This is a genomic window from Microcoleus sp. PH2017_35_SFW_U_B (genome assembly GCF_020737865.1).
In the GTDB taxonomy this organism is placed as follows: Bacteria; Cyanobacteriota; Cyanobacteriia; order Cyanobacteriales; family Microcoleaceae; genus Microcoleus.
This window is the reverse complement of sequence record NZ_JAEQDE010000037.1, coordinates 24994-39432: the sequence shown is the minus strand read 5'-3', so window position 1 is coordinate 39432 and position 14439 is coordinate 24994. Positions and strand designations below refer to the sequence as shown.

At 44.2% G+C, this 14439-nt stretch carries 8 protein-coding genes; 1 reads left to right on the top strand and 7 read right to left on the bottom strand.

The annotated features are described in order from the left end of the window. The first annotated feature begins 39 nt into the window (after positions 1–39). Positions 40–1680, top strand: coding sequence for a thioredoxin-like domain-containing protein (locus tag JGK36_RS10225; protein WP_293196640.1), 1641 nt, complete (start codon positions 40–42; stop codon positions 1678–1680). A 176-nt stretch (positions 1681–1856) separates the two neighbouring features. Here JGK36_RS10225 and JGK36_RS10220 read toward each other — a convergent pair whose 3' ends face one another. From JGK36_RS10220 to JGK36_RS10190, 7 genes are all read right to left on the bottom strand, one after another. Further along, positions 1857–2558, bottom strand: coding sequence for a polysaccharide deacetylase family protein (locus tag JGK36_RS10220; protein WP_293196639.1), 702 nt, complete (start codon positions 2556–2558; stop codon positions 1857–1859). 413 nt (positions 2559–2971) lie between these two features. Then, positions 2972–8716 carry an AAA family ATPase gene (locus JGK36_RS10215; RefSeq protein WP_293196638.1) on the bottom strand — a complete coding sequence of 1915 codons (5745 nt, stop codon included), beginning with the start codon at positions 8714–8716 and terminating at the stop codon, positions 2972–2974. Positions 8717–8958: 242 nt separating this feature from the next. Beyond that, complete coding sequence (locus JGK36_RS10210) at positions 8959–9249, bottom strand: hypothetical protein (protein ID WP_293176811.1); 291 nt, start codon at positions 9247–9249, stop codon at positions 8959–8961. Between the two features lie 170 nt (positions 9250–9419). Further along, entirely contained in the window at positions 9420–10838 is a 1419-nt protein-coding gene (locus tag JGK36_RS10205; RefSeq protein WP_293176813.1) for a tetratricopeptide repeat protein, read from the bottom strand. Between the two features lie 161 nt (positions 10839–10999). Beyond that, positions 11000–11899, bottom strand: coding sequence for a tetratricopeptide repeat protein (locus tag JGK36_RS10200; RefSeq protein ID WP_293176815.1), 900 nt, complete (start codon positions 11897–11899; stop codon positions 11000–11002). 370 nt (positions 11900–12269) lie between these two features. After that, complete coding sequence (locus tag JGK36_RS10195; RefSeq protein WP_293176817.1) at positions 12270–13052, bottom strand: SAM-dependent methyltransferase; 783 nt, start codon at positions 13050–13052, stop codon at positions 12270–12272. After that, on the bottom strand, positions 13049–14428 hold the full coding sequence (locus JGK36_RS10190) for an AAA-like domain-containing protein (RefSeq protein ID WP_293176819.1): 1380 nt from the start codon (positions 14426–14428) through the stop codon (positions 13049–13051). Before JGK36_RS10190 ends, JGK36_RS10195 begins: the two co-directional genes overlap by 4 nt. Positions 14429–14439: the final 11 nt, after the last annotated feature.

Genomic DNA, 14439 nt, shown 5'->3' with positions numbered 1-14439 from the left:
AAGTGTAAAACTTACTCAGCCCGCACCAAGGAGATATCCATGCCTCGCGTCAGAGCACCAGAATTCCCCGTAAAGTACCCCTGGTTGAACACCGAAAAACCTTTATCCATTGCATCCTTAAAAGGGCGCGTCGTCATCCTCGACTTCTGGACTTACTGCTGCATCAACTGCTTGCACGTCCTTCCAGACTTAAAATATCTGGAACAAAAATATAAAGATTCCCTGACTGTCATCGGGGTTCACTCGGCTAAATTTGAAAACGAAAAAGAAGTTGAAAATATCCGCCAAGCTATCCTCCGCTACGATATCGAACATCCCGTAATCGTAGACAGCGGCATGAAAGTTTGGCAAAGCTACGCTGTTCGCGCTTGGCCGACTTTAATGGTGATCGATCCAGAAAGTTATGTCGTCGGCTTTGTTTCTGGCGAAGGCAATAGAGAAGCACTAGATCAGTTAGTTGGTAAGTTAATTGCTGAATACAAAGATAAAAATGCGATCGCCTTTCAAGAACTTCGCTTCAGTTTAGAAAAACAGCGCAAACCTGTATCAACTCCCCTGGCTTTTCCTGGTAAAGTGCTGGGATTTGCGATCGCGCCAACGGAGGCAAAACAGCTTCACCAACATGAGGCGCTGTTGGGCGAAATGACTGAGGACAGTCAATCTGTAGATGAAACTGTACTGCCCGGGCCTGCTAATTCAGTTATCCAAAACTTGGTCGGTTCTTGCTTGTTTATTGCCGATTCGGGACACAATCGAATTGTTGTCAGCAGTACCGAGGGTGAGATACTGCACGTCATTGGTACTGGGAAACCGGGTTTGACTGATGGCAACTTTGAAGAAGCTGAGTTTTTTGCACCTCAAGGTATGGCTTTTGATGCAGAAACTCAAATTCTCTATGTTGCTGACACGGAAAATCACGCTATCAGAACGATCGACTTTACGACTCAAAGGGTGCAAACTGTTGCTGGTACTGGCGAACAAAGTCACGAAATTGCTCCCCGCAGCGGCAAGGCTTTAGAGACGCCATTGAATTCGCCTTGGGATTTAGAAAGAGTTGGCGATCGACTTTTTATCGCCATGGCGGGTTCGCACCAAATTTGGGAGATGCAGTTAGATACTGGTACGATCGCCACTTACGCAGGTATTGGTCGAGAATCCTGTGTTGACGGTAGTCTGGCGGAATCTGCTTTTTCTCAGCCCAGCGGCCTGTCTACGGATCGATCGGAGTTGTTTGTCGCTGACAGCGAAATTAGTTCGATCCGCGCCGTCGGTATCGATGAAGACCCGAAGGTACGCACTGTCTGCGGTAGCGGTGAATTGTTTGGTTTTGGGGATAAAGATGGTCGCGGTGAGGAGGTGAGGTTGCAGCACTGTTTGGGTGTTGAATACGCTCAAAATTACCTCTGGGTTGCTGATACTTACAATCACAAAATTAAGCGAATCGACCACCGGGGCGGTACTTGCATGACGATGATTGGAGATGGTAAAGCTGGTTTGGTAGATGCTAAAGGTCTCAAAGCTCGATTTTTTGAACCTTCAGGCTTGAGCGCTATCGGGTCTCATTTGTTTGTTGCTGATACGAACAATCACGTGATTCGGCGAATTGAGTTGGATACTTTGGAGGTCACAACTTTGGATTTTCACAGTTTGTGTGCGCCGGATGTTTGTCTCCCTGATTGATCCGAAATGTTGATAATAGACCTCTTGCAAAAAAAATCACGGAGTTACAATTAAAGGTTTTGAGTTTTAGACCTGAGAGCTAACTCATAATTGTAAAGTGCTGATCTAACCTGCAATCTGCTCCACTTAAGCCAAACCCTTCATTATAGCATAAAATTATTTTGCAAGAGGTCTAATTATTTCAACAACTCAGAAACAGTTTTAAATTGATAACCTTTTGATTGCAAAGACTTGACAATTATCTCAGTTGCTAATACGGTTTTCGAGCGATCGCCTCCGCCGTCGTGCATCACCACAATCGAACCCGATCGCACATTGTTAATCACCTGATTTGCGATATCCTCTACCGTGTGAGTTTTCTCATAATCTTGAGAATCCACATCCCACATAATCAGTTTTTTGTGCATTTGGGCAAGTAAATAAGATAAAACTACAAATCTCCGTCCCCAAGGTGGCCGAAAACTAATACTATTTTGCTTAACGCCCAATTCCTGCAAAAGTTTGTCCGTTTTTTCAATCTCAGACAGCAAATATTCCCGGGGTTTAAACATCATATCCTTATGAGAGTAGGAATGGTTTGCCAACTCATCGCCCCTCGCCACAATCATTTTGACGATTTCGGGATGTTTCTCTATATTGCGGCCGATTTCATAAAAAGTTGCTTTAACTCGATAGCGGTCTAAGATATCTAAAAGTTGATTTGTATAGGGAGGATAGGGGCCGTCGTCGTAGGTAAGCGCCACCACTTTCTCTTGAGTATCGGCGCGGTTGATGCCAAAATAATTGTGGAATTTAGTAACGTTAATCAGTAGCGATGCTGCAAAAAATAACGCTATTGTCAAAAGCAGAAACTTTTGTAAATTTTTACCTATTCGCATAACTGCACGCACTCGATTGGGAAGAAAAGTGAATGGATCGGGACTTACGCATCAAAACCTTCATAAACCGGGTTTTTGCCGTTGTTGCCGGCTGTAACGCCTCTTCGGGTGAAAAAACAGGTTTCCGAGCGGCCGTGCGTAAGTCATATTGATGTCAGATTATAGCACGATCGAGGGCAGATTATTCTTAACATTATATAAAAAAGTATTATCTTCGCAGTGAGGATTGTCTGCTGATATTTTATAATTGTTCAAACAGAGATTGCAGGTAGATTTGAGATTTTTTGCTTAATTCTCCTGAATTTTCTGCCCTAGATCTACCGGGTGCAGCGACCTGTGCAAGGCAAATACGTGTGTAGGGGCGAAGCATGACCGCAGAAAATATGGGATTATAACTAATAACTTATATGCGGTCATGCTTCGCCCTCTTCAAAAACCAGATGCACCCGATCTATCCCTTCTACCCAACGTTCGTCAAATACCAATTCATAAATACGGTTATTCACTTGGAGATAACCCTCTCGCTTGACTACTAAACCCGACATCAGCAATTCCGTTTCTACTGGACTATCAACAGCCACAACCTGTCTTTGATGTAAAATTTTTCGGTAAAGTTTTAGCAGTTCAACAGCACGCTGTTTATCTTGCAATAGACGATCGCGAATTGTCTTCAAATGCTCTGGTTGATCTTGCGATTCCCAATTTTCTATGATGTGCGATCGCACCAACTCCTCCACATAAGTTGCTTCATTGTTAGTGGGAATAGGAGAGTCAGAAGTGCAAATCAGTTTGCAGACTTTTTGGGTGAGAAAAGGCTGTCCGGCTGTCCAGGCGATTACTTCTGTAAGTAGCGTTTGCGGATTTGTCACTCGTTTCGTTAATCCTTGCAGTAAGGGTTGAGCTTCATGCGCTTGAAAACCTTTGAGTTGAATTGCTTGACCCACATTAAAGGGAGTAGATTTTCTATCTTGAATTAATTGAGAAGGAGTAGCCACGCCTAACAAGACAAAATTCAGACGCTGATAGTCAGAACTATCAGCACGTTTGTTATAGAAAGTTCGGATGAGGCTAAAAAATACACTGTTGTCAAACTGAAGATCGAGGACGCTATCTATCTCATCTATGAAAATAATAATTCTTTCAGAAATATTGGCTAACAATACTTCATTGATAAATTCTGACAAACGTTGGACGGGCGATAATAATTCGCGTTCGCGCCACCAAGTACGGATATTGACTTTATTTAACAGATGCAAACCACTAACTAAAAGGTAGGCAAAGCCTGCGTACCACTGATCTAAAGTGCTCTGAGGACTGCTAATTACAGAAATATCGATCGCGGTACAAGCAAAGCCTTCTGCTTGCAGCTTTTTCATAATTTGCACGCGCAAGCTGGATTTGCCCATTTGTCGGACATTCAGGATGTAACAAAGCTCGCCCAACTTTAAAGCTTTGTATAGGTGTCTGTCGGCCGATCGCACTACATATGTAGGTGCATCCATTGGCAAACTGCCGCCGACTTGGTAATCGAAATTCGGCGGTTCTTCCGCACTTTTCAGCAGGGAATTTTCGATTACTAATTCGGCTTGAGTTGCTTTGAGAATTTCTAGGGTATGCGACAATTCTTGGGTGCGTTCTTCTACTTTTAGCTCCAAAGTTCGGTTGTAATCTTCTAATTGTTCGTAGAGATTGGCATTTTCAATGGAGATGGCGGCTTGAGAAGCAATGATTTTTAAAGTTTCGATGCGTTGGGGGGTAAATGCGCCGATCGCCAGATTATTTTCTAAGTATAAAATGGCAGTTAGTTTGCCTCGATCGAGCAGGGGAATGCAGAGGATTGATTTGGGTTTAGTGGCGGTAATGTAAGTATCGCGGGTAAATTGTCCTTCGGCGGCAGCATTATTTAATACTACATTTTCGCGGCTGCGAGCGACGTAGTTAACTATGGCGGTTGATAGCAGGGGAATTCCGGTTGCGGGTTCGACGGCATCTACCGGAATGGATTGCAGAATTGTGCGATCGCCCTCTACTGCTGCTGCTGCTTCTATAACCCAATTCCCGCCTCGATCCAGGATGAGAAAACCTGTTTGGGCACCTGCATTTGCGATCGCAGTTTGCATCACCTGGTTTAACAATTGTTTGAGGACGATTTCGCCGGAGATAGCTTGGGATGCTTTCAATATGGCGGCAAAATCCAGCACTTCGCCCGATTTGTTACCTGTTGTAACCCGATCTTGCTGATTGTCTCGGGCATCTGTTCGAGTTGAATCGATCGACTGGAGTGCTAAAAACTGCGGGTATCGCGCTTCCAAATCTTTTACCTTAGCCATAGCCCCCCAGCGCTGATAGGCGTAGTGGGCATCTTGCAAGTAGTGACGGGCAATATGATTTTGATTTCTGGCTAAATAAAACCTGCCAGCCAATTCGTAGGCGAGGGCTTCTTCGTTGAGATATTCGTTTTCGCGGGCTAGGATGATGGCTTTGTCGTAATATTCTCTGGCATCTTTATCGTTGCCTAATACGCGCGCGAGTTCCGCTTCGACTAGATAAAATTTGTGCAGGTAATTCATGGGGGCCTGCTTTGCCCATGTGTCCATTTTTTCTTGTTTGGCAGCAACCTTTGTCAGGATTTCTTCTCTTTCCGTCTCTGAGGAATTAGGATAAAGCGCCAGTCGCGCTAACATATCATACAAACAGACAGCAGGGAGAATAAACGAGGAACCTGCATTAGCTGAGTATTCTTCAAAGCTGTCTGCATTCTCAACAGCTTGCTGAAATTCCTCGAAAATATAACAGAGGATAACTTTATGTGAATAAGCGTGCATGAGTGCAGTTCGATCGCCACCTGATAGATGAAATGGTATCATCTTTTCTTCATCGTATACTTCACCAATCAAACGGCACGGATTGTCTGCTTGTCCCATCAAGTTCAGGATTGCCTGCATATAGATTTGAGTCCAATGAAGGTACGCTTCCTGCTGAGTTTGATAAGTAACTTCAAGAACTTTCGCCATCTCTTTCTTGGCATCGCTCAACTCTGCACCGCTGAGGTACAAAGAATAGGCATAGAGACTTCTAGCACTAGCAGCATATTCAAGATCTCCAGTTTCTATCCCACTGTGATAAGCTTCCATGCAAAAAGAAGATGTATCTCTGAGAGGTTCACGCCAATGCCTGATATAGCCCTGATACACCACAGAAATTCTTGCTTTAAATATTCTATCTTTGAATCGTTCTAGTAACTGCAAAGCAAGTTGACCGAACTGATAGCCAGCGTCAAACTCTCCCGAGCAGCAGAGGAGCATTCCGTAACCTACATATGGAAAAGCAGAGCCAGCAGAATTACCGTGCTGAATCGATAAATTCACCTGCCGACACCAATTTAGCAAGCTCAGTTGATTGATTGCTATGAACGCAGGACCAAATAAATAGTTCATAATCCGCATAGCTGCTACTTTATACGGAGCGGTCATTTGCGGTAAGTCGATTAGTTCCTGGATTTGCCTGCCTGCTAAGTCAGATTTTATCTGCTCCATCTCTCGTGTCAGATCGGATTGGTTCGGTTGTTTCGGTAATTCTACTCCAAGTAATTTCAGAACCTCTAGCCCAATGTCGATCGCCTCTAAAAATTTAATTTGGGCGCAATAAGCTTGCATCTTGACTTCATAGACTTTTACTTTGTCTAACAGGGTTTTGGCTTTTTGCAAAACTACCTCAGCTAAGCGCTCCATTTCATCGTAGTTGGCAATTGTATAAGCTACTTCTGCTGTTTCCAAATACAAATCTAAGGTAAGGTTGTACTGCTGCGACCAACTCTTTTTATTTAACAAAATTAAGCCTGTCTGAAGGTAATTGAAAGCTGCTTGGCTGGCCGTTGAAGATTTGGCTTTTTTACCTGCCTGTAAATTAAATCTAGCTAACTGGTATCGCTCTGTTTGTCGAGCTATTAGGGCGCGGCCTTTGTTCAACTGATTGACAATCTCAAATAGCTTCTGTGCCAATGCTTCAGATGGTGAATTTTGGAGTAACAACCTGCCCGCACGCAGGTGTACTGACTGTCTGTCTGCTTCGGAAATGAGAGAGTAAACTGCTTGTTGAATGCGATCGTGGGCAAATTTGTATTCTGCAACTAACCCCTCGGACAAACCTGCTACCTCAAATTCCGCCAACTGATAGGCACGGCTGAGGGGCAGGATGAGGTCTGATTGCAGTGCCGATCGTAAATCTGTTGCTGTTGCTTGGAGAGATTTTTCATAGATAATTGCCAGCGTTTGCAAATCAAACTGATTCCCCACGCAAGCTGCTAATTTTAATACTGCTTGAGTGGCTGTCGGGAGTTTTTGGACATTTTTTACAGTCAGATCTAAAACGTTATCTGTCAGGGATTGCGCTTTGATTTGTTTTAAGTCCCACTGCCATTTCTGAGCTTGGTAGTTAAAATGCAACCATGCTTCAGAATGCAGGAATTTTAAGAATTCATTGATAAAAAACGGATTGCCACCAGTTTTTTGCAGGAGCAATTTGGCAAGCGGTTTAGCATTTTTTGAGTCTGCAAACAGCGTATCGATTAAAAGTTGCGTAATATCGGTCAAGGATAAAGGTGCCAGCAATATTTTATTAACTGTTGTTACTTTGGCTTTGGCAATTTTTTCCAAAATTTGAGTGAGTGGATGCGCCTCAGTTACTTCATTATCGCGATATGCGCCCATGAGAAATAGATATTTATTTTCTGCTAGTGTCATCAGCAGTTGAATTAATTCCAGCGATGCTAGATCTGCCCACTGCAAGTCATCTAAGAAAATTACTAGCGGATGTTCGGGCTGAGTGAATATATTAATAAATTTTTGAAAAACCAGATTAAAGCGCTTCCTCTGTTCTGCTGGTGGCAATTCTGGTAGGGGTGGTTGCGAACCAATAATGAGTTCTACTTCAGGAATAACTTCCACGATTGCCCCGCCAATTTCCCCTAATGACCCTTGTAACTTCTCCCGCCACTGGCTAATTTGCGCGTCACTTTCTGTGAGTAACTGCCGTACTAATGAACGAAATGCTTGAATTAAGGATGCGTAGGGAGTATCTCGTTGAAACTGGTCAAACTTACCAGCAATAAAATAGCCGTGTTGGCGAGTCAGCGGCTTATAGATTTCCTGGATTAATACTGTTTTTCCAATCCCGGAATATCCCGAAACCAGCATCATTTCCCTGGCTCCTTCGCTGACTCGATCGAAGGCGGCTAATAGGGCAGAAATTTCCCGCTCTCGCCCGTACAGTTTTTGCGAAATTTGAAATCGATCCGAAATATTGTGCCGCTCGATCGGGAAAGGGTCGATTTGCTCTTTAGTCTGCCACTGCCTGAGACATTCTTGTAAATCTGCCTCGATATTATATGCTGACAAGTAGCGTTCCTCAGCATTTTTTGCCATTAATTTCAACACGATGGTCGAAATAATTGGTGGAACTTCTGGTTGGAGTTCGTGTGGTGGGAGAGGTTGTTTGGCAATATGACAGTGCACTAATTCCAAAACATCATTTGTAGGGAAGGGTAACTGTCCCGTTAGTAATTCATAAAAGGTTATCCCCAGCGAGTAAAAATCAGTGCGGTAATCGATCGATCGATTCATGCGACCTGTTTGTTCTGGCGAGATATAAGCCAGCGTTCCTTCTAACACGTTCGGGTTGCGAAAGGTTGGATTTTCTCGCGACAGGGTTGTTGAAATTCCAAAATCAATTAGCTTCAGCTTGCCTGTTTCCCGCTCGAAAATAATATTTGAAGGGTTAATATCCTTGTGAACGATATGCTGCTGGTGAACCTGACCGAGAATGCCAACAATCTCAATTGCCAGGTGGAGAAATTCAGCAATTGTAAATTGCTGCTTAGCTATCGTCCTATTCAGGGATTCGCCGCCGAAATCTTCTAACGCAATTACCCACTGATTGTCTAGGTGTTGCAAGCTGTAAACATCGATTACTCCCGGTAAGTTAATGTTTTGGGTTACTTCATACTCTCGCTTGAACCCGGCAATTTGTTCCGGTGAAGGATAGGCTTGTTTGAGCATTTTGAGGATAACAGGCCGATTGTCTGCTTGCCGGTATCCCCGATAGACTAGCGAGTTACTGCTCTCGTGCAGTTTTTCAGTAATTTGGTAAACATTCTGCATAAGTTAGGTGTTTGTATGTTTTTATGATAAAAAAACCGCAACAAGTGCGGTTTGAGTTTGTGAAATATCAATCCACTTTTCCAATTGTAGAAAATTACAGCACTTTTCATGTAAGTGATGCACGCAGAGAACGCAGGTAGGGACACGGCACTGCCGTGTCCTTGCGAGGATTGTTCGATAGACGGGCCTACATCATCAACCTGCAATCTGCTGTATGAGCGATTTGACCTCAAGATCGCATTTTAGTTCAAGTCCGAGTTAGAGTCGGGTTCGGGGTCTTGCGATGGAGAAGGAGGAAAGGGATCTGGATCTGGCAAGGGATCTGGTCCGGGATCGAAAGCAGTAATGGCAAGCGGAACTCGTTCCCCTGCAAAGAGTGCGGTGATTTTAGCGTTTTCACCGCTCATTATTGCGGTTTTTTCTGCTTCAGGTAAACCCACCCCGTCCGTGAAGGAACTGGGGTTATCCATGAAAGCACTTTGTTTCTTGGTGTCAAGCGCTAAATCAGTTAATAAATCCAATAGGTTACTCATGGGATGTTCTCCTAATCTTAGATAGTGAAAAACGAAACTTAAATTGTAGGTTGGGTTGAGGAACGAAACCCAACATTTTTCGTGAATTTGTTGGTTTTGCTACGCTTAACCCAACATACAAACTAGATCCCCCTAAATCCCCCTGATTGTTGGGGGACTTTGAGTTACTTCTAGTCCCCCCATTTGGGCAGGGCGGTTTCCTTAAGGTTGAATCCTATGCCATCGTTCAACTCTTTAACTATGCTTTTTCTGTCTGCATCTGAGAACACTGGAGTTTGGTAAAGCCTTTCTATAAAGACGTAAGGAGCGATAGTCAATGCCAGCTCTCGATAAGGCCTTGCCGTACCGATATTACTGTCTTTTCCGAGAATGTGGCTTAATTCACTAAGTAAGAACAGAACGTAGGTACACATCTGGATCTGTGCAACGTTTTTCCACAGCCATAATTGCGAATTTTCTCTCACACCTGATTTCTGGTTGTTTATCACATCTTCCAAAATCAGCTTTTTTAATTTATGTCCCTCCTCGGCTTGGTTATATATCGATTGCAACTTCTCGATTGTAACTGACGGTTCCGGAACGTTCATTTGATTCCGCAACACCTTTTTACAGATTTGCCAAAAATCCTCCTCTAGATCTTCAAAAAATCGATCCAATTTTCTTTGAAGTTTTTCAATCTCATCTGGTGTTAATGCCTGCCCATCCTGTTTTTCCTGCTTTTGTTTTGTGTCAACTATGGTGAGAATTAGCTTAGCTATTAAATCACCAGGACGCAGAATCAAAGCTTGTTGGAGAAAAGCAATCGCCCTCAGGTAACATTTTTGTTTCTCATGTGGGTCTTCTGTTTGCTTGGTCAAATAAAAAAACAGAAATGCGTGTTCGTAAAGATTTACCCTGCTGCTTTCTAAGAAGGGAACGGGAAAAGAAGAGTTTTGCAGAATCTCAAAATTCGGAGCTACTACAGTCTCAACTTCCAAATCGCAGAATGAATCTTTGTATTCTTGAGCCAACCTGTAAACGGTCGATCGCATCCCCCACGCCCAAGCATATGTAGGCATAAGTTCGAGCGCTCTGTTAAGGTATTGTAGGGCCGTGTCTTTGTTTTGTTGTATGACATCCAGTCCTGACAATTTTCCTTGACTTAATGCCGGAGTTACCAACTCATTAAGTAATTGAATGATACCGCTCGTTATATTCAGCCGATAAGTTGCTCCCAAGTGAGCTAATGCCCACTCGTAGGTGCTATCTGCTGGTTCTTTACCATCAAGCGCTTTTTGAAAATGTTCGATCGCCGAGTCAATGTATTTCTTTCGCCTGTTCTCTGCAAGTGCCCAGAGACGATAGGTTTCACCTAGCTGTGCGTGAGCCCAGAAATAATTCTTGCTCTTGCCGATCGCCTTCTTTAAGCACTCTTCTGCTTTCCCATAATCCATCAACTGGCAGTAAGTTGCTCCTAGATGAGCATTAACCCAAGCATCGTTTGGAGCTTTTTCTAGGAGTTGTTTAAAAATCTCGATCGCCTCGTCATAAGCCCCTGACAACCGAAAAGTTTCTCCTCTTTGAGCATTCGCCCGAGCTCGTTCGTTCATCTGCATAAAATCCTCCTGAAATGTTACTTACTGAACTAAATAAGGGGTTATTCGTGGGAGAGGGCGGGTTTATTTAACCTGTTCGCTACGTTTAAATTCCTTGGCGAACCAGCCCTTACAGGTTATCGACTTTGCTGCAAAATTTCGGTTTTTGCAAACACTTAACTTGCGAGCAATGCCAGAGTTTTCGGGTGATCCCGCCACTCCAACCAAGCCGGATCGTGGCCGACTAACTCAATGGCTTCATCATTAATCGGAATAGCTTCCTGCAAATACTGCCATGCTGGTTCGCAGTTACCTTCCAAAATTTCTAAGCCACAGAGTCGGTACAGAATATCTCCCCGATCGCCAGTTTCCCATTGAGCAAGCAAAGCCGTTCGCGTTCGATCGATTTCGCTTTTTGCCGCCTCCAATCCCTGCCAGCGCGCCTTAGATATTGCGATACAGTACAAAGCTGTAGTATCGTCAGCAACCTCTAGCAACCTTTGTTCGCAACAGGCGATCGCCTCAGAATATTGGCCGTCATAGCAAAAGATTAATCCTTTCTCAATCAGCCAATTTTTCCCACCAAAAATGGTTTTGTCAAAGGCGACTGTTCGATCGAAATCAATCAGCGATTGCTTGTAGCACTTCATCAATTCATAGATGCGGCAGCGATAAGCCAGCGCCCAAACGTAATCCGATTGATGCTCGATCGCCCGATCCAGATCGGTCAGTGCCTTTGTGTAGTATGCTTCTCCCAGAAAGCGGTAAGTTACGCCTCGATGCGCGATCGCCCAATTATAATCTGGGTTCAGTTCGATGGCGCGGTTGAAATCTGCTAGAGCCTCCTCATAGCGTTTCATCAGATAATAAGTTTCACCTCGGTGCGCGATCGCCCAAGCACTGTCAGCCTGCAACTCGATCGATCGATTAAAATCCTCTAGCGCTGCTGCAAAATGTCCTGCCAGTCGGCGATTTTCACCGCGGTGAGCCCAAGCCTTAGCATCCTCAGGGTTTTGTTCGAGCGATGGGTTGATGTCATCTAAAGTTTCGCGATCGTTAGAGCGTGTGGGAGCCATATTTCTCTCCATTACATAAGTTTTTTGACATGGTTTTTTGTCTATATTTTCATAACAATAAGTTATGAAAATAACTTATCACATTTTTTTGATTCTCGCGCACAGTTAATAAAAATAAATTTTTTCCTGCCCGAGCGAGAGAGCGCACAAAAATGTATTCTTTGTTAGTTTATTGTTAGTTTATTGGCAAATTAAGCACTACCAACTTCATAAAATGTTGCTACAAATATGAGCGATCGAATAAACCTTCATCGATCAAACACATCTACTAACTGTAGCAATATTTTCTGATAGCTGAGAACTATCAACTATCAGGGCAGGCACGGGGGCCCCCCCTCCGCTTCGCTTCGCCCCTACCAAATGTCAACTGTCAACTGTCAACTGTCAACCCCAACCGTGCCATCATTTCACTGTTTACAGGTGCTGGCGCTTGAGGCGGAACGTAAAGTGTCGAAACTAAAGTAACGCGAATTCCTGCCAGTTTAGACAGAGGAATATGCTGGATAACTGGCTCGCAAACCGGATAATAAACTGCTGCTTCGTAAACAATTATTTCGTGTTCAGAACCATAGTATGTTTCTAACACTTCAGCTAACACCGTTAGGCCGCGCAGTTGGCTTTCTTCCCGATAAAAACCCAGATTGCCGATCGTCGCAATCTGCCACAAAATTAAAGCACTGGTTGGGTCAAATTTACGCTGCCGAATCAGAAAGTCAGTGGCTTCAAAACTTTGACATCCGTTGCGCCCTGGGTCAAGACCCAAGTCAGCAAACAAGCAATCTTCCGCTGAAATTCCCGGTAACATTTGCGCCCTAAAACCTTCACGACGCGCCTGTTTAATCGCTGCATGGGTGGGGTCAGCAAAAACGCCCGGATGACCGTAAAAAACAGCACACACATTCAATCCCTGACGAACTTCAGCCAAAATGCGATCGACCATCTCCCGATATGTCTCTCTGCGCCGCTGATTGTCGGTATTGTAAGGCAGGGCTTGGGCCGTGGCGTTGAGTGTATGCAGCCATTTTCCAGTAATCGGGTCAGCTACAGCGAACAAAACCTTGTCGGCTTGCTCGATCGACGCCTTTGCAGCTAAGGTCAGATGACCAACCAATTGAATCCCGGTACCAACAACAGTTAAAGAACCCGTTTTCAAACGCAACCTCCTCCAATGCTACTGAATCGATCGCCAAAATACTCCCAATACAACTGGCAACTCACCGCCGCCAGATTGCCTTGTAAATTTACCAACCCCATACCTTCCAACTTAGAGGCCTCCACTAAACCCAACTCTACAGGTATACTGCTTTTCACCACTCGCACAAAGGCTGCTAGCAATTCAGGCTCCTGTTGTAGGTTCCACAATTCTCGTTGTAAGCGATCGCTATAAATTCCCGCTGCAATACCAGAGGTTTGCAGCACTTGCTCGGGAGTCACATCTCCGAGCCCAATATGATAAAGAGCTAATCGTATTAAATAGGGATTTCCGTTTACCAAAGCCACCAGTTGTTTAGCATTTTCAGCAGACAAATCCAGTCCTTGCCGTTTGGCTAAATTCTGTACTTGCTCGCTATTGAATGGTGGCAGTCCGATCGGTAGCCCGACATTAAACGGCGATCTATTCGCACTCAGCGGAATATATATCTCAGCCGAGTGCACTACGACTAACCGCAGTTTTCGCCAAATTTCCCGATTCTTTGCTTCCTCGTGCCAACTTCGCAAAAGCCCGAAAAAGTCGCTCGCCAGGTTGGAATAGGGAAACAAGCGATCGATATCGTCTAAAGCTAAAACTATAGGCTTATCTGTTGCAGCCAGCAGATACTCCTCAAAATACATCTTGCAACTAAGCTGACTGCCAAAAAGTTCATCCCAATATTCCGCCATCTGATTTTCCAGTTGCAAACCCAAACCGACGTTGGCACAAAACCACCGCAAGAATTTATCTAAATCTAGGACGATTTCTCTATCTGCTAACTGAAAATTTATCGCAATCGTTTGATAGCCTTGCTCGGCAGCTTTCTCTAGAATCCTTGCCATGAGGGAGGTTTTCCCCATCCGCCTGGGAGCTTGGATGCGGATTAGCGCTCCCGGTTGCAAAATTGTCTTGTAACACTGAGATTCAATTGGCTGACGCTCCACATAAAAAGACGAATCCAGGGGAACTTGGCCTAATGGTAATTCCAACTCTATGTCTTTTTCTGGTTTGGGCGGGGTATGGGATGCTTTAACCCCGTCACTCTGAGGAAACACCCTGGCATAATCACTGGGCTCCAGAATCAGACTAAAAGCGCTGAAGCACCTTTTTAGCGTGTTGCGATCGACACCAGCTTCGCGAGTGTATATTTTCATCACAGTATTCACAGCTAACCGCGTGCGATCGCTTATTTGTTCCAAAGTATACCGATTCCCGCTATTTTGCTCGAATTCTGCCTTTGTTTTGGCTGCCTCTAATTTCTCTAATCCTTGTAGGGTAAGGATTACACCGCGTTGGCGCTTATCTTTTTCTTTGTGTTGAGCTTGTAACACTATCATGTGATGATGAT